Annotated in this window: 19 protein-coding genes; 15 read left to right on the forward strand and 4 right to left on the reverse strand. The window is 71.3% G+C overall.

Going from position 1 to position 19,876, the window contains the following annotated elements; all coding sequences use genetic code 11:
* The first annotated feature begins 14 nt into the window (after nt 1-14).
* From VFV67_RS05795 to VFV67_RS05805, 3 genes are read left to right on the forward strand one after another with little or no spacing between them, the layout of a single operon-like run.
* Complete coding sequence (locus VFV67_RS05795; protein WP_414636183.1) at nt 15-662, forward strand: hypothetical protein; 648 nt, start codon at nt 15-17, stop codon at nt 660-662.
* Nucleotides 659-2,782: an NAD-dependent DNA ligase LigA gene (gene ligA, locus VFV67_RS05800; protein WP_326467780.1), complete on the forward strand. Its 2,124-nt coding sequence runs from the start codon at nt 659-661 to the stop codon at nt 2,780-2,782. Before VFV67_RS05795 ends, ligA begins: the two co-directional genes overlap by 4 nt.
* On the forward strand, nt 2,775-3,275 hold the full coding sequence (locus VFV67_RS05805) for a GNAT family N-acetyltransferase (RefSeq protein WP_326467781.1): 501 nt from the start codon (nt 2,775-2,777) through the stop codon (nt 3,273-3,275). Before ligA ends, VFV67_RS05805 begins: the two co-directional genes overlap by 8 nt.
* 12 nt (nt 3,276-3,287) lie before the next feature.
* On the opposite strand, the gene VFV67_RS05810 is transcribed toward VFV67_RS05805, so the two are convergent.
* Nucleotides 3,288-3,941, reverse strand: a complete 654-nt coding sequence (locus tag VFV67_RS05810) for an amino acid-binding protein (protein ID WP_326467782.1) — start codon at nt 3,939-3,941, stop codon at nt 3,288-3,290.
* Between the two features lie 175 nt (nt 3,942-4,116).
* Here VFV67_RS05810 and gatC point away from each other — a divergent pair, with 175 nt between their 5' ends.
* The 4 genes from gatC (at nt 4,117) to gatB (ending at nt 7,708) form a co-directional block, all read left to right on the forward strand.
* Nucleotides 4,117-4,416, forward strand: coding sequence for an Asp-tRNA(Asn)/Glu-tRNA(Gln) amidotransferase subunit GatC (gatC, locus tag VFV67_RS05815; RefSeq protein WP_326467783.1), 300 nt, complete (start codon nt 4,117-4,119; stop codon nt 4,414-4,416).
* Nucleotides 4,413-5,924, forward strand: coding sequence for an Asp-tRNA(Asn)/Glu-tRNA(Gln) amidotransferase subunit GatA (gatA, locus tag VFV67_RS05820; protein WP_326467784.1), 1,512 nt, complete (start codon nt 4,413-4,415; stop codon nt 5,922-5,924). The genes gatC and gatA overlap by 4 nt, the downstream gene beginning before the upstream one ends.
* Before the next feature lie 93 nt (nt 5,925-6,017).
* Nucleotides 6,018-6,218: a hypothetical protein gene (locus tag VFV67_RS05825; RefSeq protein ID WP_326467785.1), complete on the forward strand. Its 201-nt coding sequence runs from the start codon at nt 6,018-6,020 to the stop codon at nt 6,216-6,218.
* Nucleotides 6,215-7,708 (forward strand): Asp-tRNA(Asn)/Glu-tRNA(Gln) amidotransferase subunit GatB, encoded by a 1,494-nt coding sequence (gene gatB, locus VFV67_RS05830; RefSeq protein WP_326467787.1) that lies wholly within the window; start codon nt 6,215-6,217, stop codon nt 7,706-7,708. Before VFV67_RS05825 ends, gatB begins: the two co-directional genes overlap by 4 nt.
* A 27-nt stretch (nt 7,709-7,735) precedes the next feature.
* Here gatB and VFV67_RS05835 read toward each other — a convergent pair whose 3' ends face one another.
* Nucleotides 7,736-8,911 (reverse strand): PQQ-dependent sugar dehydrogenase, encoded by a 1,176-nt coding sequence (locus VFV67_RS05835; RefSeq protein ID WP_326467789.1) that lies wholly within the window; start codon nt 8,909-8,911, stop codon nt 7,736-7,738.
* A 44-nt stretch (nt 8,912-8,955) separates the two neighbouring features.
* Between VFV67_RS05835 and VFV67_RS05840 the strand changes: the two genes are divergently transcribed.
* Nucleotides 8,956-9,870 (forward strand): 2-hydroxyacid dehydrogenase, encoded by a 915-nt coding sequence (locus VFV67_RS05840; RefSeq protein ID WP_326467790.1) that lies wholly within the window; start codon nt 8,956-8,958, stop codon nt 9,868-9,870.
* A 45-nt stretch (nt 9,871-9,915) separates the two neighbouring features.
* Nucleotides 9,916-10,599 carry a DoxX family protein gene (locus tag VFV67_RS05845; RefSeq protein WP_326467792.1) on the forward strand — a complete coding sequence of 228 codons (684 nt, stop codon included), beginning with the start codon at nt 9,916-9,918 and terminating at the stop codon, nt 10,597-10,599.
* Here the strand turns inward: VFV67_RS05845 and ilvD are convergent.
* Nucleotides 10,596-12,437, reverse strand: coding sequence for a dihydroxy-acid dehydratase (ilvD, locus tag VFV67_RS05850; RefSeq protein ID WP_326467793.1), 1,842 nt, complete (start codon nt 12,435-12,437; stop codon nt 10,596-10,598). The genes VFV67_RS05845 and ilvD overlap by 4 nt on opposite strands.
* Before the next feature lie 32 nt (nt 12,438-12,469).
* The gene (locus VFV67_RS05855) at nt 12,470-12,886 is read right to left on the reverse strand and encodes a PH domain-containing protein (protein ID WP_326467794.1); all 417 of its coding nucleotides are present in this window, start codon (nt 12,884-12,886) and stop codon (nt 12,470-12,472) included.
* Nucleotides 12,887-13,145: 259 nt separating this feature from the next.
* Here VFV67_RS05855 and VFV67_RS05860 point away from each other — a divergent pair, with 259 nt between their 5' ends.
* The 6 genes from VFV67_RS05860 (at nt 13,146) to VFV67_RS05885 (ending at nt 19,774) form a co-directional block, all read left to right on the forward strand.
* Nucleotides 13,146-14,990 carry an acetolactate synthase large subunit gene (locus VFV67_RS05860; RefSeq protein ID WP_326467796.1) on the forward strand — a complete coding sequence of 615 codons (1,845 nt, stop codon included), beginning with the start codon at nt 13,146-13,148 and terminating at the stop codon, nt 14,988-14,990.
* Nucleotides 14,991-14,995: 5 nt separating this feature from the next.
* On the forward strand, nt 14,996-15,502 hold the full coding sequence (ilvN, locus tag VFV67_RS05865) for an acetolactate synthase small subunit (protein ID WP_326467798.1): 507 nt from the start codon (nt 14,996-14,998) through the stop codon (nt 15,500-15,502).
* A gap of 42 nt (nt 15,503-15,544) precedes the next feature.
* Nucleotides 15,545-16,558: a ketol-acid reductoisomerase gene (ilvC, locus tag VFV67_RS05870; RefSeq protein WP_326467800.1), complete on the forward strand. Its 1,014-nt coding sequence runs from the start codon at nt 15,545-15,547 to the stop codon at nt 16,556-16,558.
* 9 nt (nt 16,559-16,567) lie between these two features.
* The gene (locus VFV67_RS05875; protein WP_325158812.1) at nt 16,568-16,861 is read left to right on the forward strand and encodes a DUF397 domain-containing protein; all 294 of its coding nucleotides are present in this window, start codon (nt 16,568-16,570) and stop codon (nt 16,859-16,861) included.
* 162 nt (nt 16,862-17,023) lie between these two features.
* Entirely contained in the window at nt 17,024-18,622 is a 1,599-nt protein-coding gene (serA, locus tag VFV67_RS05880; protein WP_326467801.1) for a phosphoglycerate dehydrogenase, read from the forward strand.
* A 111-nt stretch (nt 18,623-18,733) separates the two neighbouring features.
* Nucleotides 18,734-19,774: a 3-isopropylmalate dehydrogenase gene (locus VFV67_RS05885; protein ID WP_326467802.1), complete on the forward strand. Its 1,041-nt coding sequence runs from the start codon at nt 18,734-18,736 to the stop codon at nt 19,772-19,774.
* Nucleotides 19,775-19,876: the final 102 nt, after the last annotated feature.

The raw sequence follows: 19,876 nt of genomic DNA on the forward strand, positions 1-19,876 counted from the left end.
GGCACGATGGGGGCGTGAAGTGGCGGCGACGGCGGCGGGTGGAGGCGGCTCCGGATCCCGGGCCGGAGGTCCTGGCGGAGCGGTTCTGGTGCGGGTGGCAGGAGATGCTGCCGGAGGTGGCCGCGGCGCTGGGGGACCGGGAGCCGGGGCGGGTGGAGGACCAGCTGTGCCGGCTGGTCGCGGAGCTGCATCCGCGGCTGCACTTCTCGTTGGAGCGCGGTCAGCGATCCGTCTACGCACTGGTGGTCAGCGGGCAGGAGGATCCGGAGCTGCGGGCGTACACCGACGCCTGGAAGGCGAGCGCGCCGCCGGACGACCCGATCTGGGAGTTCCACGACTCGGTGCCGCCGGTGCCGGATCCGACCCTGGTGACGGTGAACCTGGGACCGCACCGGATCGCGCTCGCCGACGTGCGGGTGGTGGCGCAGGTGGACGAGGCGGCCGGCGTGGTGGACGTGGCCGTGCACCATCCGACCATGGTCGACCTTGAGCCGGCGGCCCGGTCGGCGATGACGTTCCTGCCGCTGGACGCCACGTTGGGCGAGCGGCTGGCCGGTGAACGGCTGCGCCGGGTGGAGACCGCGGTGACCGAGCCGGCCGGGACGATCGGCTTGTTGGAGCTACGTGACCTGGTCCGGAAACTGGCTAGTCTGCAGCTGTGACCAGTGTTGATGAGGAAGCCGAGGGCATCGAGGACGTCCCCACCGACGTACGGGACCGGCACACCACCCTGTCCGAGGAGATCCACGCGCACCGCTTCCGGTACTTCGTGCTGGACGCGCCCACGATCTCCGACGCCGAGTTCGACACGTTGTGGCACGAGTTGCTGCGCCTGGAAAAGGACCACCCGGCCCTGGTCACCCCGGACTCGCCGAGCCAGCAGGTGGGCGGCACCTTCTCCACCGACTTCGCCACCTACGACCACCTGGAGCGGATGCTCAGCCTGGACAACACGTTCGACCCCGACGAGCTGAGCGCCTGGCTGGACCGGGTGGCCAAGGCGGTCGGCGAGGGCACCCGGTACCTGTGCGAGCTGAAGATCGACGGCCTTGCGATCAACCTGGTGTACCGGAACGGGCGCCTGGCCCGGGCCCTGACCAGGGGTGACGGGCGCACCGGCGAAGACGTCACGCTCAACGTGCGCACCCTGCGCGACGTGCCCGAGCAGCTCACCGGCACCGACGAGTACCCGATCCCGGCCCTGGTCGAGGTGCGCGGCGAGGTGTTCTTCCGGGTCTCTGACTTCCTCGATCTGAACACCGCTCTGGTCGAGGCCGGCAAGGTGCCGTTCGCCAACCCGCGCAACACCGCCGCCGGATCGCTGCGCCAGAAGGACCCCAAGGTCACCGCGAGCCGCAAGCTGCGCATGATCTGCCACGGCCTCGGCAAGCGCGCGGGGTTCGACCCCACCGCCCAGTCCGACGCCTACAACGCGCTGGCCGCATGGGGCCTGCCGGTCTCCGAGCACACCAGGGTGTTCGACTCCCGGGACGACGTGTTCGCGCACATCCGGCACTGGGGTGAGCACCGGCACGCCGTCGAGCACGAGATCGACGGCATCGTGATCAAGGTCGACGACGTGGCCCTGCAACGCAGGCTCGGCACCACCTCGCGGGCTCCGCGCTGGGCGATCGCCTACAAGTACCCGCCCGAGGAGGCCACCACCAAGCTGCTCGACATCCAGGTCAACGTCGGGCGCACCGGCCGGATCACCCCGTTCGCGGTGATGGAGCCGGTCAAGGTCGCCGGCTCCACGGTCACCAGGGCCACGTTGCACAACGCCAGCGAGGTCAAGCGCAAGGGCGTGCTGATCGGCGACACCGTGGTGATCCGCAAGGCCGGCGACGTGATCCCCGAGGTGCTCGGCCCGGTCGCCGACCTGCGCCCGGACGACGCGCGCGAGTTCGTCATGCCCACCAGGTGCCCGTCCTGCGGCTCGGAGCTCGGCTACGAGCAGGAGGGCGACGCCGACCTGCGCTGCCTCAACACCCGGTCCTGCCCGGCGCAGCTGCGCGAGCGGCTGTTCCACCTGGCCGGTCGCGGCGCGTTCGACATCGAGGTGCTCGGCTACGAGGGCGCCGACGCGCTGCTGTCCTCCGGAGTGATCTCCGACGAGGGCGACCTCTTCGACCTGGACGCCGAGGCGCTGCTGCGGGTGGATCTGTTCCGCACCAAGGCCGGCGAGCTGTCCGCCAACGGCCGCAAGCTGCTGGCCAACCTGGCCGCGGCGCAGGACCGTCCACTGTGGAAGATCCTGGTCGCGCTGTCGATCCGGCACGTCGGCCCGACCGCCGCGCAGGCGCTGGCCCGCGCGTTCGGCTCGCTGGCGGCGATCGCCTCGGCCACCGAGCAGGAACTGGCCGACACCGAAGGCGTCGGCCCGCGGATCGCCACCGCGATTCGGGAGTGGTTCGCCGACGACTGGCACCGCGAGGTGGTGGCGAAGTGGCGGCGGTCCGGGGTGCGGATGGTGGACGAGCGCGACGAGTCGATCCCACGCCACCTCGAGGGCCTGTCGATCGTGGTCACCGGCAGCCTGACCGGGTTCTCTCGGGACGAGGCCAAGGAAGCGATCATGGCAAGGGGCGGGAAGGCGTCCGGCTCGGTCTCCAAGAACACCGCGTTCGTGGTGGCCGGCGAGGCGCCCGGGTCCAAGTACGACAAGGCCGTGCAGCTCAAGGTGCCGGTGCTGGACGAGGACGGGTTCCGGGTACTGCTCGAGTCCGGCCCCGAAGCGGCGCGCGAGGTGGCCACGGTGGGTCAGGACGACGGTGGTGCCTGAGCCGCGGATCCGCCGGGCCCGGGTCGAGGAGCTGGCCGAGATCGGCGCGCTGACCGTGCGGGCCTACGAAGCGCACGGCTACTTCGCGGCCGGCGAGCTGTCCAGCTACGCCGATGTGCTTGCCGATGCCCGCGCCCGGCACGAGGACGCCGAGCTGCTGGTCGCGGTCGACTCGGCGGACCGGCCGATCGGCACCGTGACCATGGCCCGGCCGGGCACCAGGTTCAGCGAGGTGGGCGCGCCCGACGAGTTGGAGTTCCGGATGCTGGCCGTCGACCCGCGGGCCCGCGGCCGCGGCGTGGGCACCGCGCTGATCCGCGGCGTGCTGGACCGGGCCCGCGAGCTCGGCCTGGTCCGGGTGGTGCTGTGCAGCCAGAAGCGGATGACCGGCCTGCACCGCATCTACACCGACCTGGGCTTTCGCCGGCTGCCGGACCGCGACTGGGCCCCGGTACCCGGCGTGGATCTGATCGCCTTCGGCGTCGACCTGTAGCGCGCCGCCGGCTCAGTCGTTCAGCACGACCGCGATGATGCCGGCCAGGTGGGCCAGCCGGGCCACCTCGGCGGCGCGGAACATCGGGCCGCCCGGCCGGCCGACCAGCAGCACCCGGTCCGGCTTGCCCAGCGGGGTCGCGGCCAGCTCGGTGCCCAGCTCCTGCCAGGTGTCCGGCACCCAGCTCTCCTCGCCGTCCAGCACGGTGGCGCGGGCCAGCGGCATCCAGGGCAGGTTCAGGGTCTGGATCTCCGGGGCCGCCGTGCTCGCCGCCAGCCGGTGCGCGCCGGACGCGTCCGAGGCCACCACCAGCGCCCAGCCCGCGCGGATGATCTTCGGAACGCCCTCGGTGAAGATCGTCATGCCGTCGTCCGGCTGGGCCGCCACGTCCTCGACCAGCTCCAGCTCGCGGTGGGTGTCCAGCACCCCGGCGTACGGGCGCACCGCGTCCACCTCGACCCCGGTCACCGACTCCGCGGCCGTGATCAGCACGTCCGGCAGCCGGCCTTTGGGCAGCTCGACCACCAGGTCGTCGATCGCCACACCGGACCCGCGCTCGACCACGTCCACGCTGAGGATGTCGGCCCCGATGTCACCGAGGGCGGTGGCCACCGCCCCCAGGGTCCCCGGGATGTCCGGGAGCTGTACCCGGATCAGGAAGGACAAGGTGAACGCCTCCTGCTGCTGCCGTCGTCGGTGCGCGACACCTCGCCGTCCGCGCCTGGGCCGGCCGACGATTGTCGCATGTCCGCCCCCACGGGACTGGCTCCGGTGTACACCTCAGCCTCCCGGCAAAACAACCCGTTCGGGTCGCGGTGGGCGCTCGAAATAGACTCGGCGTGTGCCCACCATCTCGCGCGACGAGGTCGCGCATCTCGCCCGGCTGGCCAGGTTGGCAGTCACCGACGCCGAGCTGGACACCTTCGCCGGTCAACTGGATGGCATCCTGGAGTCGGTGGCCAGTGTGAGCGAAGTCGCAGCGGACGACATTCCGCCCACCTCGCACTCGGTGGAGCTGGTCAACGTGTTCCGGGACGACGAGATCCGGCCCGGGCTCGCCCAGCAGGAGCCGCTGGCCGGCGCCCCGGCCGCCGAAGAGGGCCGGTTCCGGGTGCCGCGGATTCTGGGAGAACCGGAATGACGACCGACCTGACCAGGCTGACCGCGGCCGAGCTGGCCGGCCGGATCCGGTCCCGGGAGGTGTCCGCGGTCGAGGTCACCCAGGCCCACCTGGACCGGATCGCCGCCGTGGACCACGCCGTGCACGCGTTCCTGCACGTGGATGCCGAGGGCGCGCTGGCCGCCGCCCGCGCGGTGGACCAGGCCGAGGAGCCGGCCTCGGCACTGGCCGGGGTGCCGCTGGCGCTCAAGGACGTGCTGACCATGCGCGGCGCGCCGACCACCTGCGGCTCGAAGATCCTCGAGGGCTGGCACCCTCCGTACGACGCGACGGTCACCGCCCGGTTGCGCCGGGCCGGGGTGGTGATCCTCGGCAAGACCAACATGGACGAGTTCGCCATGGGCTCCTCCACCGAGAACTCGGCCTACGGTCCGACCCGCAACCCGTGGGACCTGGACCGGATCCCGGGCGGCTCGGGCGGCGGGTCGTCGGCGTCGCTGGCCGCGTTCGAGGCACCGCTGGCGATCGGGACCGACACCGGCGGCTCGATCCGCCAACCGGCCGCGGTGACCGGCACCGTCGGGGTGAAGACCACCTACGGCGGCGTGTCCCGGTACGGGCTGGTGGCCTTCTCGTCCTCGCTGGACCAGGCCGGGCCGTGCGCCCGCACCGTGCTGGACGCGGCCCTGCTGCACGAGGTGATCGCCGGGCACGACCCGCTGGATGCCACCTCGATCGACGCTCCGGTGCCGCCGGTGGTGGCCGCGGCGCGCGAGGGCGCGGCCGGCGACCTGCGCGGCGTGCGGGTCGGGGTGGTGCGGGAGCTCTCCGGCGAGGGCTATCAGCCGGGCGTGCTCACCGCGTTCGACCGCGCCGTCGAGGAGTTGCGCCGGCTGGGTGCCGAGGTGGTCGAGGTGTCCTGCCCGCACTTCACCTACGGGCTGTCCGCCTACTACCTGATCGCGCCGAGCGAGGCGTCGTCCAACCTGGCCCGGTTCGACGGGATGCGGTACGGGCTGCGGGTCGGCGACGACGGGTCGGCCAGTGCGGAGCAGGTGATGTCGCTGACCCGGGAGGCCGGGTTCGGGCCGGAGGTCAAGCGGCGCATCATGATCGGCACCTACGCGCTGTCCTCCGGCTACTACGACGCCTACTACGGGCAGGCGCAGAAGGTGCGCACGCTGATCACCCGGGACTTCGCCGCGGCGTTCGAGCAGGCCGACGTGCTGGTCTCGCCGACCACGCCGACCACGGCGTTCCGGATCGGGGAACGGGTGGACGACCCGATGGCCATGTACCGGGCGGACCTGTGCACGATTCCGGCCAACCTGGCCGGCAGCCCGGCGATCAGTGTCCCGTGTGGACTGTCCGAAGACGACGGTCTGCCGGTCGGGCTGCAGATCATGGCTCCAACGCTGCAGGAGCAGCGCATGTACCGGGTGGCCGCCGCGTACGAGGTGGCCCGCAACGACACGCAGGGCGGTCCGCTGCTTGGCCGGGTGCCCGAGCTGGAGATGATTTCGCAATGAGCGAGCTTGCGAGCGAATCCTTGAACCCTCCCCGTCGCCGAGCTTGCGAGGCGGCGGGTCGATACAGCACCGAGCTTGCGAGGTGATGGGCCGATGACTTCCGTCAAGAAGTTGAAGGGTGTGTTCGGGCTGGTCGGCGCGGTGACCGCGACGGCGAGTGCGGTGACCAGCCTGCGCCGGGCGCGCACCGACAAGGACCGGCTGCTGCTGGCGAACGCGATCGCGAGCTTCGCGACCGCGATCACCGGCGCGCTGCTGGCCGTCCGCGCGGTCCGGAAGGACGACGACAAGTGACCGAGCTGCTGGACTACGACGAGGTCGTGGCCCGGTTCGACCCGGTGCTCGGGCTCGAGGTGCACGTCGAGCTGTCCACCAGGACGAAGATGTTCTGCGGCTGCCCGACGGCGTTCGGCGCCGAACCGAACACCCAGGTCTGCCCGGTGTGCCTCGGACTGCCGGGGTCGCTGCCGGTGGTGAACCGGGTCGCGGTGGAGTCGGCGATCCGGATCGGCCTCGCGCTCAACTGCGAGATCGTCGACTGGTGCCGGTTCGCCAGGAAGAACTACTTCTACCCGGACATGCCGAAGAACTTCCAGATCTCCCAGTACGACGAGCCGATCGCGGTGAACGGCTGGCTGGACCTGGAGCTGGCCGACGGCGAGGTGGTGCGGATCGGCATCGAGCGTGCCCACATGGAGGAGGACACCGGCAAGTCGCTGCACGTCGGCGGCGCCACCGGCCGGATCCACGGGGCGGACTACTCGCTGCTCGACTACAACCGCGCCGGGGTGCCGCTGATCGAGATCGTGACCAAGCCGGTGCCGGGCACCGGGGCGCGGGCGCCCGAGGTGGCCCGCGCCTACGTCACGGCGCTGCGCCAGTTGCTGCGCGCGCTCGACGTGTCCGATGTGCGGATGGACCAGGGGTCGCTGCGCTGCGACGCGAACGTGTCGCTGATGGCCAAGGGTGCGGCGGAGTTCGGCACCCGGACCGAGACCAAGAACCTCAACTCGCTGCGCAGCGTCGAGCAGGCGGTCCGGTTCGAGATGACCCGGCAGGGCGCGGTGCTGTCCGGCGGCGGCACGGTGTTCCAGGAGACCCGGCACTTCGACGAGGCGAGCGGGACCACCTCGGCCGGGCGGCGCAAGGAGACCTCGGAGGACTACCGGTACTTCCCCGAGCCCGACCTGGTGCCGGTGGCGCCGGACCGGGCCTGGGTTTCCCGGCTGGAGGCCTCGCTGCCGGAACCCCCGTGGGAGCGCCGCAAGCGGATCCAGGCCGAGTGGGGGCTGTCCGATCTGGAGTTGCGTGACCTGGTCAACGCGGGCGCGGTCGACCTGGTCGCGGCCACGGCGGACGCCGGCGCGGCGCCCGACGACGCCCGCTCGTGGTGGGTGTCCTACCTGGCGCAGCAGGCCAACAACCGCGGCGTGGAGCTGGCCGAGCTGCCGATCACACCGGCCCAGGTGGCCGCCGTGATCGCCATGGTCACCTCCGGCACCCTCACCACGGCCCTGGCCCGCAACGTGGTGGACGGCGTCCTGGCCGGCGAGGGCGAACCGGCCGAGGTCGTCGCCAACCGCGACCTCGCCGTGGTCTCCGACGACACCTCGCTCTATGCCGCCGTGGACGAGGCCCTCTCCGCCCAGCCCGACGTCGCCGAGAAGATCCGCGGCGGCAAGCACGCCGCCGCCGGCGCCATCGTCGGCGCCGTCATGAAGGCCACCAAAGGCCAGGCCGACGCCAAACGCGTCCGCGAACTCGTCCTCGAACGCTGCACCTGACCTGACCCGACGACCCGAACCGGGTGGTCAGTCCACGGAGCCGCCGGGGCCGCCTGCGGGAACGATGACGACGGCGCGGTCGTCGCTGGAGACGGGGGTGCCGCCGTCCTTGTTGACGGTGCCGGCGACGGCGACGCTCTGGTTGATCAGGTCGATGCCGGACAGCCGGCCGAAGCCGTCCTGGTTCTGCAGGGTGATCTGGGGCTTGCCGCGGAACGTGCCGTCGGCGGCGAGCGGGAGGCCCTGCAGGTTGGCGGCCACGGACGCGGTCACCCAGACGGTGTCCGGGGTGGAGGCGCAGCCGGTGATGCCGGGGCGGTCGGGCCAGGTCCAGGCCGGTTCGCCGAGGGGCCGGCCGTACTGCAGCCGGAACAGCAGGTCGCGGCGCTCGTCGCGGTCGGTGAGCCAGATGCGGGAGCCGTCCAGCGAGGCGCAGACGCCGCCAGGGGCGTGCAGGCCGCTGGCCACGACGGCCGAGTCCTTGACCGGGTTGTCCTCGGCGGGCTTGCCGGCGGCGGACAGGCGCAGGACCTTGCCGGCCAGCGAGTTGGGGTCCAGCGGGGCGGCCGGGTTGCCGGCGTCGCCGGTGGCCAGCAGCAGCGCGCCGCGGTGGTCGAGGCCGAGCGCGCCGCGGTTGCCGGTGGCGCCGCGCGGGATGCCGGTGAGGACCGGCTTCGGGGTGTCGCCGGGGGCGATCCGGACCAGGCGGTTGTCCGTTGCCGTGGTGATGTAGGCGAAGATCAGCCGGTCCTCGAGGAAGTTCGGGGACAGCGCGACCCCGGTCAGCCCGCCGTCGGTGCCGGTGTCGACGGGCAGCGTGGCGACCACGACCGGCTCGGTGTTCTTCCGGACCCGCAGGATCCGCCCGGTGGTGCGCTCGGCGACAAGGGCGACCGGGTCGGACCCGTCCCCGGGCAGCGCGGCGACCGCGGCCACCGGGTTGAGGCAGGTGGCGATGACCGCCGGATGGAAGTCGGTGCAGCCGTCCGGCGGCGGCACCGAGGTGGGCGCCGCCTGGTCCTGGGCCCCGTCCTGCGGCGCGGTGCCCTCGCCCGGCACCTGCGGCTCCGGCCCGGCCTGGGGGGTGAACGAGTCCGGTGGCCGCCAGCTCTCCGGCGGCGGCTGCGGCGCGAACGTCGCGCAGCCGGCCAGGACCAGGCTGCCGACGAGACAGCCGGCCAGCACAACTCGTCGTCCGGACACGTCTGTCAGGCTAGGCAGCAAGCGGTGCGGATAGTGTGAACCTCATGGCGATCACCGTCCTGGTGCCGGACGACTACGGCATGTCGGTGCTGGCCGGGATCGAGAATATCGAGCTGGTGCGCTACGACCTCGCCGCCCCGTTGCCGCCGGAGGCGGCCCGCGCCGAGGTGCTCGTGCCCGGCTTCCTGGCCCAGAAGAGCACCGTCCGGCTGCTCAAGCAGCTGCCCAACCTGCGCCTGATCCAGCTGCTCTCGGCCGGTGCGGAGGCCTGGAACGGCCTGGTGCCGGACGGCGTGCGGCTGTCGATCTGCCGCGGCGCGCACGGCGGCAGCACGGCCGAGTGGGTGATCGGCGTGCTGCTGGCGATCTACCGGGAGCTGATCGAGTTCGAGGCCAACCGGGCGGACCGGCGCTGGCACCAGCACGTCACCGAGACCCTGCAGGACAAGAAGGTGCTCGTGGTTGGGGCCGGGGACCTCGGCCGGCAGCTCAAGCGCCGGCTGGACACCTTCGACGCGCACACCACGCTGGTGGCCACCCGCGCCCGCGAGGGGGTGCACGGCCGCGACGAGCTGCCCGATCTGCTGCCCGGGCACGACGCCGTGGTGCTGATGGTGCCGGTCACGCCGGCCACCACCGGCATGGTGGACGCCGCGTTCCTGGCCCGGATGCCGGACCGGGCGGTGCTGGTCAACGCCGCCCGCGGCCCGGTGGTGGACACCGACGCGCTGCTCGCCGAGCTGCGCTCCGGCCGGCTGCGCGCGGCGCTCGACGTGACCGACCCGGAGCCGCTGCCGCCCGAACATCCACTGTGGACGGCCCCTGGCCTGCTGCTCACCCCGCACGTCGCGGGCAGCGTGCACGGCCACTTCAAACGCTCCTACGCCGTCGTCGCCGCCGAGATCGCCCGGTTCGCCGCGGGCAAAGAGCCGGCGAACCTGGTCCGCGGTGATTATTGACGTGCCGCGTAGGCATTCGGCCATGTATCGCCTAACCTGCCCTGCGTGACTACCGATGACGACCGCACCCGGCGCATGGGCGGCGACTACCCGGACGGCGGCGCGTATTCGAGCGGAACGTACCGCGGCGCCGCGGCGGACCCGTTCGACGACAGCGGCTACTCCAGCGACACCACCGCGATGCTGGGCACCCAGCAGCCCTATGACGCGACCACCGAGGAGCTGATGGAGCGCCCGGTCGCCCGGTGGCACGGCGGCGCCGACTTCGGCCTGCTGGTGCTCCGGCTGGTGGTGGGCGCGCTGATGGTCGGGCACGGCCTGCAGGTGCTGTTCGGCTGGTTCGAGGGCGCGGGCATCTCCGGCACGGCCAACCAGCTCGGCGAGGCCGGGTTCACCAACACCACGCTGCTGGCCTGGGTGACCGGCATCAGTGAGCTGGTCGGCGGCACCTTCCTGGCGCTCGGCCTGTTCACCCCGGCCGGCGCGGGCGCGGTGCTGTTCGTGGTGGGCACGATGGCCTGGGTCCGGTTCGACGGCAACGCCTTCGCCGGTGCCATCGAGTTGGAGGCGGTCTACGGCGCGGCCGCGGTGGCCGTCCTGTTCGCCGGGCCCGGCCGGATCTCGCTGGACCGGCCCACCCCGTGGTACCGGCACGCCCCGGCGTACGGCTTCGTGTTCCTGCTGCTCGCCGCCGGTGCGGCCACCGCCGTGCTGCTCGTGCTGCGTTAGGGCACCTGGCGTACCGCTCCGGTGGACGCGTCGGTGGTCAGCGCCGCGTAGGCGCGCAGTGCCGCGGACACCGGGCGGACCCGGTCGGCCGGCTGCCACGGCCGTTCGCTGGCCTCCATCTTGGCCCGACGCTCGGCCAGCACCTCCGGGTCGACCAGCAGCTCCAGCTTCCGGGCGGGCACGTCGATCAGGATCTGGTCGCCGTCCCGCACCAGCCCGATGGTGCCGCCGCCGGCCGCCTCGGGCGCGACGTGGCCGATGGACAGCCCCGAGGTGCCGCCGGAGAACCGGCCGTCGGTGACCAGCGCGCACTTCTTGCCGAGCCCGGCGCCCTTGAGGAACGCCGTGGGGTGCAGCATCTCCTGCATTCCGGGTCCGCCGGCCGGACCCTCGTAGCGGACCACGAGCACCTCGCCGGGCTGGATCTGCTTGCCAAGGATCACCGAGACGGCCTGCTCCTGGCTCTCCACCACCCGGGCCGGGCCCTGGAACCGGAACAGCTCCTCGTCGATCCCGGCCGCCTTGATCACCGCGCCGTGCTCGGCCAGGTTGCCGCGCAGCACGGCCAGCCCGCCTTCGGCGGTGTAGGCGTGGCCGGCATCCCTTATGCAGCCGTCCGCCGCGTCGGTGTCCAATGTGGACCATCGGTTGGTGGTGGAGAATGCTTTGGTGGTACGGACTCCGCCGGGCGCGGCGTGAAACAGCTCTACGGCTTCGGTGCTCGGCGCCGCGGCCCGAACGTCCCATTCGGACAGCCAGGCGGACAGCGACGGGCTGTGCACCGCGTGCACCTCGCGGTCGAGCTTCCCGGCCCGGTCCAGTTCGCCGAGGATGGCCGGGATCCCGCCGGCCCGGTGCACGTCCTCCATGTGGTAGTCGGAGTTCGGCGATACCTTGCACAGGCACGGCACCCGGCGACTGATCGCGTCGATGTCGGCAAGGGTGAAGTCCACCTCGCCCTCGCGCGCCGCGGCCAGGATGTGCAGCACGGTGTTGGTCGATCCGCCCATCGCCATGTCCAGCGCCATCGCGTTCTCGAACGCCGCCCGGGTGGCGATCGACCGGGGCAGCGCGGCCGCGTCGTCCTCGGCGTACCAGCGCCGGGCCAGCTCGACCACCGTGGTTCCGGCCCGGGTGAACAGATCTCGCCGCGCGGCGTGCGTGGCCAGCGTGGATCCGTTGCCCGGCAAGGCAAGTCCGAGCGCCTCGGTCAGGCAGTTCATCGAGTTGGCGGTGAACATGCCGGAGCACGACCCGCAGGTGGGGCAGGCCGAGCGCTCCACCTCGGTCAGTCCGAGATCGTCCACCGACGGGCTGGCCGATGCGGCGATCGCGGTGATCAGGTCGGTCGGGGCGTGCGCCACCCCGTCCACCACGACGGCCTTTCCGGCCTCCATCGGTCCGCCCGAGACGAACACGGTCGGGATGTTGAGCCGCATGGTGGCGTTGAGCATCCCGGGGGTGATCTTGTCGCAGTTCGAGATGCACACCAGCGCGTCCGCGGTGTGCGCGTTGACCATGTACTCCACCGAGTCCGCGATGATCTCCCGGGACGGCAGCGAGTAGAGCATTCCGCCGTGCCCCATGGCGATGCCGTCGTCCACCGCGATGGTGTGGAACTCGCGCGGCACCCCGCCGGCCGCGCGCACGGCCTCGGCGACCACGTCGCCGAGATCACGCAGGTGCACGTGGCCGGGAACGAACTGGGTGTAGGAGTTGGCGATCGCCACGATCGGCTTGCCGAAGTCGGACTCGGTCATGCCGGTGGCCCGCCAGAGCGCGCGGGCCCCCGCGGCGTTGCGGCCCTGGGTGGTGGTGCGGGATCGGAGCGCAGGCACGGCTCCTCCTCATGGGGACGTCTCGGGAGAGTTCAGGAAAGGTCGCCGGACCCGCGCGGGCCGGCCGCCAGCGGGTCGTCCAGCCGGCCGCCGCTGATCAGGGCGAGCGCCGGCAGGTGGCGGGTGCGCACGTTGGGCAGGTGTACCTCGGTGCCGTCGTTCAGTACCGCGTACACGGCCGACTTCGGGGTCAGCCGCAGGCCCTTGAGCGAGGACCACGGCAGCGCACGGCTGGTGAACACGTGCCGAACCGTGAGCCCGTCCGCGGTCGCGGTGGTGCGGGTGCGCAGCGTCCAGACGATCGCGGCGATGGGGACCAGGTAGATCACCCACAGCCCGGGGGCGCCGAAGGCGAACGGGGTGGCGCCGACGGCCAGCAGCAACGCGGCCAGCACGGCGACCGGGGGAACCCGGAACACCAACCGGCTCGGCAGCCGCTCCTCTGACACGCCCCGATCCTTCCATATTCCACGATCCGGGAGCCGCGTCCCATAAAAGTTGACGCTGTACTACGGACGGACTAACTTCAGGGGCGTGCCCATGCAGACCGGCCTCGTACTTCTCAAGCGCGTTCGACGCTGAGAAGTCTCGCTGCGTCGAACGCGCGACCCTCGTACGACCTACCACGGTCGACGGGGGTTTTTTCTTGCCCGAAGCGACAGAACCGTCCACCAGCCGCCCGCCGACTCCGAACCCACGAGGCAGAAGATGACCAGCGCGACATCGCGACCCGCCCCGGTCGCCGCATCTCCCGGGCAGAACCGGCCCGGTGCCCAGGCCCGTCCCAAACCCGCTCCGCCGGCCGGCATCCCCGTTCGAGTGACCGGGGCCCAGTCCCTGGTGCGCTCGCTCGAAGCGGTCGGTGTCGAGGTGGTCTTCGGCATCCCGGGCGGGACGATCCTGCCCGCCTACGACCCGCTGCTCGACTCGACCAGGCTGCGGCACGTGCTGGTCCGGCACGAGCAGGGCGCCGGACACGCGGCCAGCGGCTACGCGCACGCCACCGGCAAGGTCGGAGTGTGCATGGCCACCTCGGGACCGGGCGCGACGAACCTGGTCACGCCGCTGGCCGACGCGTGCATGGACTCGGTGCCGGTGGTGGCCATCACCGGCCAGCAGACCCGCGCGCTGATCGGCACCGACGCCTTTCAGGAGGCGGACATCTGCGGCATCACGCTGCCCATCACCAAGCACAACTACCTGGTCACCGACCCCGCGGAGATCCCGAGGGTGATCGCGGAGGCCTTCCATCTGGCCAGCACCGGCCGACCCGGCCCGGTGCTGGTGGACATCCCCAAGGACGTGCTGCAGGAGGTCACCTCCTTCTCGTGGCCGCCCGAGCTGCGGCTGCCCGGCTACAAGCCGACCACCCGGCCGCACGGCAAGCAGGTCCGCGAGGCCGCGAAGCTGATCGCCGGCGCGCACCGTCCGGTGCTCTACGTCGGTGGCGGCGTGATCAAGTCGGGGGCCTGCGAGGAGTTGCGCCAACTCGCCGAGCTGACCGGCATCCCGGTGGTGACCACGCTGATGGCGCGCGGGGCGTTCCCCGACTCGCATCGGCTGCACCTCGGGATGCCGGGCATGCACGGCTCGGTGGCCGCGGTGGCCGCCATGCAGCGGGCGGACCTGCTGGTCGCGCTCGGCGCCCGGTTCGACGACCGGGTGACCGGGCAGCTCGCCACCTTCGCGCCGGACGCGCAGGTGGTGCACGCCGACATCGACCCGGCCGAGATCTCCAAGAACCGCAAGGCGGACGTGCCGATCGTGGGCGACTGCCGGGAGATTCTGGTCGAGCTGATCGCCGCGGTGAACGCCGAGCGGACCGATGGCGCCGCGGGCGACCTGGCCGGCTGGTGGGAGCAGCTGAACACCTGGCGGGAGACCTACCCGCTCGGCTACGAGTGGCCGACCGACGGAACGCTGTCCCCGCAGTACGTCATCGAGCGGATCGGCAAGATCGCCGGGCCGGACGCGGTCTACACCGCCGGGGTCGGGCAGCACCAGATGTGGGCCGCGCAGTTCATCTCCTACGAGCGCCCGGCCACCTGGATCAACTCCGGCGGCCTCGGCACCATGGGCTACGCGGTGCCGGCGGCGATGGGGGCGAAGTTCGGTCAACCGGACAAGGTGGTCTGGGCCATCGACGGCGACGGCTGCTTCCAGATGACCAACCAGGAGCTCGCCACCTGCGCGATCGAGGGCGCGCCGATCAAGGTCGCCGTGATCAACAACGGCAACCTCGGCATGGTCCGGCAATGGCAGAACCTCTTCTACTCCGAGCGTTATTCGCAGACCGACCTCGGCACGCACAAGCACCGGATCCCGGACTTCACCCTGCTGGCCGAGGCGCTCGGCTGCGCCGGGCTGCGGTGCGAGACGCGGGAGGACGTGGACGCGGTCATCCACCGGGCCATGGAGATCAACGACCGGCCGGTGGTGGTCGACTTCGTGGTCGGCAAGGACGCCCAGGTGTGGCCGATGGTGGCGGCCGGCACCGGCAACGACCACATCATGGCCGCGCGCGGGATCCGCCCGCTGTTCGACGAGGACTGATCGCCATGAGTACGCATACGTTGAGTGTTCTGGTGGAGAACAAGCCCGGTGTGCTGGCCCGGGTGGCCGGACTGTTCTCCCGCCGTGGCTTCAACATCGAGTCGCTTGCGGTCGGGCCGACCGAGCACGTGGACATCTCCCGGATGACGATCGTGGTCGCGGTCGCCGACCAGCCGCTTGAGCAGGTCACCAAGCAGCTCAACAAGTTGGTCAACGTGATCAAGATCGTGGAGCTGGAGCCGACGGTGTCCGTGCAGCGGGAGCTGTTGCTGGTCAAGGTGCGTGCCGACGCGACCGTGCGCAGCCAGGTCCTGGAGACCGTGCAGTTGTTCCGGGCCAAGGTGGTCGACGTCTCGCCGGAGGCGCTGACCATCGAGGCCACCGGCACCGCCGACAAGCTCGAGGCGCTGCTGCGGATGCTCGAGCCCTACGGGGTCCGAGAGATGGTCCAGTCCGGCATGGTCGCCATCGGCCGCGGTCCCCGCTCCATCACCGCGACCGGCGTGCGCTGACCCAAACCCCTTTTCCCTTTCGAGAGGAAGTACACGAGAGCAATGGCAGTCGAGATCTTCTACGACGACGACGCGGACCTGAGCGTCGTGCAGGGCCGCAAGGTCGCGGTCATCGGGTACGGCAGCCAGGGGCACGCGCACGCCCTGAGCCTGCGGGACTCCGGCGTCGACGTCCGGATCGGTCTCCCGGAGGGGTCGAAGTCCCGGGCCAAGGCGGAGGAGGAGGGGCTGCGGGTGGTCACGCCGGCCGAGGCCGCCGCCGAGGCCGACCTGATCATGATCCTGGCGCCGGACACCAAGCAGCGGGCCATCTACGCCGCGGACATCGCGCCGAACCTGAGCGACGGCGACGCGCTGTTCTTCGGGCACGGCTTCAACATCCGCTACGGCCTGATCACCCCACCGTCCAATGTGGACGTAGCGATGGTGGCCCCGAAGGGCCCCGGGCACCTGGTCCGCCGGCAGTTCGTGGACGGCAAGGGGGTGCCCTGTCTGATCGCGGTGGAGCAGGACGCGTCCGGCGGCGCGACCGCGCTCGCCCTGTCCTACGCCAAGGGCATCGGGGGCACCCGGGCCGGCGTGATCAAGACGACGTTCACCGAGGAGACCGAGACCGACCTGTTCGGCGAGCAGGTGGTGCTCTGCGGCGGAACCACGGCTCTGGTGCAGGCGGGGTTCGAGACCCTGGTCGAGGCCGGCTACGCGCCCGAGGTGGCCTACTTCGAATGCCTGCACGAGCTGAAGCTGATCGTGGACCTGATGTACGAGGGCGGAATCGCGCGGATGCGGTACTCGGTGTCCGACACCGCCGAGTACGGCGACGTGTCCCGCGGCCCGCGGGTGATCACGGACGCGGTCAAGGAGGAGATGCGCAAGATCCTCGGTGAGATCCGGGACGGCTCGTTCGCCGAGGAATGGGTGGCCGAGGACGACGCCGGCCGGCCGAACTTCGAAAAGCTGCGTCAGGTGGGTGAGCAGCACCCGATCGAAGAGGTCGGTCGTAAGCTGCGTGGGCTAATGTCTTGGGTCGATCGACCGATTACCGAGACCGCCTGAGAGGACACGATGAGCGACGAGCAGTCGCGAACCAGTGCGCCCATCCACGACGACAAGGCTCACGTCCGCGGACATCTGGACCTGACCAACGCCGAATGGCAGCGGGCCGCCGAGCCGGACGCGGATCCGGACGGCGAGTACGTCGAGATCGCGTTCGTGCCGCACACCGATGGCAAGACCTACATCGCCATGCGCAACTCGAAGTACACCGGCCCGGACGACACGGTTCTGGTGTTCACCGAGTCGGAGTGGGACGCGTTCGTCGAGGGCGCCAAGGCCGGCGAGTTCGACGAGCCCTGGTAATCGGCTGGGGTACCGCTCGGGGCGCGATAGCGCGCACATGTCGGGTCACTCACTAGGACACGGAAGGGTCCGGCGCAACCCATAGACTGCGTGCAGCGTGGTCCGGTTACACCGCCGTAACCGCCGGAGCGCCATTCCCTTCCGAGCCTGTGGAGCATCGTCGTGACCAAGTCGAGCCGACCCGTCGTCCTGATCGCCGAGAAGCTGGCGCCGTCCGTGCTGGACGTGTTCGGCGACGAGGTCGAGGTCCGTCACGTGGACGGCACCGATCGCCCGGCCCTGCTGGCCGCCGTCGCCGACGCCGACGCGCTGCTGGTGCGCTCGGCCACCCGGGTCGACGCCGAACTGCTGGCGGCGTCCAACCGACTGAAGGTGGTCGCCAGGGCCGGGGTCGGGCTGGACAACGTCGACGTGCCGCCGGCCACCGACCGCGGCGTGCTCGTGGTCAACGCGCCGACCTCGAACATCGTCTCGGCCGCCGAGCACGCGGTGGCGCTGCTGCTCGCGGTGGCCCGCCGGGTGCCGGCCGCGGACGCCAGCCTGCGCGGCGGCGAGTGGAAGCGCAGCGCGTTCTCCGGCATCGAGCTGAACGGCAAGATCGTCGGCGTGGTGGGGCTCGGCAAGATCGGCCAGCTGTTCGCGGCGCGGATGGCCGCGTTCGGCACCGTGCTGATCGCCTACGACCCGTACGTGTCCCCGGCAAGGGCCGCGCAGCTGGGCATCGAACTGGTCGAACTGGACGAACTGCTCGAGCGGGCCGACATCATCTCCATCCACCTGCCCAAGACCCCGGAGACCAAGGGTCTGATCGGCGCGGACGCGCTGGCCAGGACCAAGCACGGCGTGCTGATCGTCAACGCCGCCCGGGGCGGCCTGATCGACGAGGAGGCGCTGGCCGAGTCGATCCGCAGTGGACATGTCGGCGGCGCCGGGGTGGACGTGTTCGTCACCGAGCCGACCACCTCCAGCCCGCTGTTCGAGCTGCCGAACGTGGTGGTCACGCCGCACCTGGGCGCGTCGACCGCCGAGGCGCAGGACCGGGCCGGCACCGACGTGGCCCGATCGGTGCTGCTGGCGCTGCGCGGCGACTTCGTTCCGGACGCGGTGAACGTGGCCTCCGGCGGGGTGGTCGGCGAGGAGGTGCGGCCGTACCTGCCGCTGACCCAGAAGCTGGGCAAGGTGCTCGCCGCGCTGTCCAACAAGGCACCCGACTCGATCACCGTCGATGTTCGCGGCGAACTGTCCACAGAGGACCTTTCGGTGCTGCCGTTAGCCGCGATGCGCGGGGTGTTCTCCGGGATCGTCGAGAACCAGGTGACGTTCGTCAACGCGCCGCGGCTGGCCGAGGAGTTGGGCGTCGCGGTCGAGCTGACCACCGAGCCGGAGAGCGCCGCGTACCGCAGCCTGGTCCGGTTGCGCGCGGTGTACCCGGACGGTGGCGTGCTCTCCGTCGGCGGCACGCTCACCGGCCTGCAGCAGGTGGAGAAGCTGGTCGAGGTGAACGACCGGCACTTCGACCTGCGCGCCGAGGGGTACGTGCTGCTGCTGGAGTACCAGGACCGGCCGGGCGTGATGGGCCGGGTCGGCACGTTGCTCGGCGAGGTCGGCATCAACATCGAGGCCGCGCAGCTGTCCCAGACCACGGACAAGACCGAGGCGATCATGCTGTTGCGGGTGGATCGGCAGGTGGATCACGCCGTGCTGGCGTCGATCGGCACCGCCGTCGGGGCGCGGCTGGTGCGCTCCATCGACTTCAGCTGACCCGCGCCACGCCGCGACATCACCTAGACGGGTGGCCTCGATGATCGCCCGCGTGCGTTCCGGGTAGCCTTCCCTGGTCTGTTTTACGAGGGAATCACCCTGGAGGTGTACATGCGGCTCGCGGTCATCCCCGGAGACGGGATCGGGCCCGAAGTGACCGCTGAGGCCCTCAAGGTGCTTGGCGAGGTGGCACCAACCGCCGAGATCACCCGGTACGACCTCGGCGCGGCGCGCTGGCACGCGACCGGCGAGTTGCTGCCCGAGTCCGTGCTCGGCGAACTGCGGCAGCACGACGCCATCCTGCTCGGCGCCGTCGGTGACCCGTCGGTGCCCAGCGGCATCCTGGAGCGCGGCCTGTTGCTGCGGCTGCGCTTCGAGCTCGACCACCATGTGAACCTGCGCCCCGCCCGGTTGTACCCCGGGGTGCACAGCCCGCTGTCCGATCCCGGCGAGATCGACATGATCGTGGTCCGGGAGGGAACCGAGGGCCTCTACGCCGGCAACGGCGGCCTGTTGCGAAAGGACACTCCACACGAGATCGCCACCGAGGTCAGCGTGAACACCTCGTACGGCGTCGAACGGGTGGTCCGGGACGCGTTTGCCCGCGCGGCCGCGCGCCCGCGCAAGCACCTCACCCTGGTGCACAAGACCAACGTCCTCACCCATGCCGGCTCGCTGTGGTCCCGGGTGGTCGAGGAGGTCTCCCTCCAGCACCCGGACGTCACGGTCGCCTACCAGCACGTGGACGCCACCACGATCCACCTGGTCACCGACCCCGGCCGGTTCGACGTCATCGTCACGGACAACCTGTTCGGCGACATCCTCACCGACCTCGCCGCGGCGGTGACGGGCGGCATCGGCCTGGCCGCCAGCGGAAACCTGGACAACACCCGGCGCAACCCCAGCATGTTCGAGCCGGTCCACGGCAGTGCCCCGGACATCGCCGGTCAGGGCGTCGCCGACCCCACCGCCGCCGTGCTGTCGGTCGCCCTGTTGCTGGACCATCTCGGCGAAGCCGAAGCCGCCCGCCGCATCGAAGCCTCAGTCGCCTTCGACCTCGCCACCCGCGACCACCCCTCACCCGGCAACACTTACGCCATCGGGGACCGCCTGGCCGCCCTCGTCTCCTCGAGCACCCGCACGGAGGCCTGAGGTTCGTCCCATGAACTGGGAAGAATCGACCGCGAGTTGGTACCCGCACGTCCACTGTGACACCATGCATCCGTGCTCAACTCTGTTGTGATCATTATCGGC

The organism is Actinophytocola sp., from assembly GCF_035762905.1.
In the GTDB taxonomy this organism is placed as follows: domain Bacteria; phylum Actinomycetota; class Actinomycetes; order Mycobacteriales; family Pseudonocardiaceae; genus DASYTH01.

Coding starts and splice junctions, on each gene's coding strand:
- VFV67_RS05860 (WP_326467796.1), top strand. CDS start 13,146: ATGACCAGCGCGACATCGCGACCCGCCCCGGTCGCCGCATCTCCCGGG.
- VFV67_RS05840 (WP_326467790.1), top strand. CDS start 8,956: ATGGCGATCACCGTCCTGGTGCCGGACGACTACGGCATGTCGGTGCTG.
- VFV67_RS05875 (WP_325158812.1), top strand. CDS start 16,568: ATGAGCGACGAGCAGTCGCGAACCAGTGCGCCCATCCACGACGACAAG.
- ilvN (WP_326467798.1), top strand. CDS start 14,996: ATGAGTACGCATACGTTGAGTGTTCTGGTGGAGAACAAGCCCGGTGTG.
- ilvC (WP_326467800.1), top strand. CDS start 15,545: ATGGCAGTCGAGATCTTCTACGACGACGACGCGGACCTGAGCGTCGTG.
- VFV67_RS05825 (WP_326467785.1), top strand. CDS start 6,018: ATGACTTCCGTCAAGAAGTTGAAGGGTGTGTTCGGGCTGGTCGGCGCG.
- VFV67_RS05885 (WP_326467802.1), top strand. CDS start 18,734: ATGCGGCTCGCGGTCATCCCCGGAGACGGGATCGGGCCCGAAGTGACC.
- gatA (WP_326467784.1), top strand. CDS start 4,413: ATGACGACCGACCTGACCAGGCTGACCGCGGCCGAGCTGGCCGGCCGG.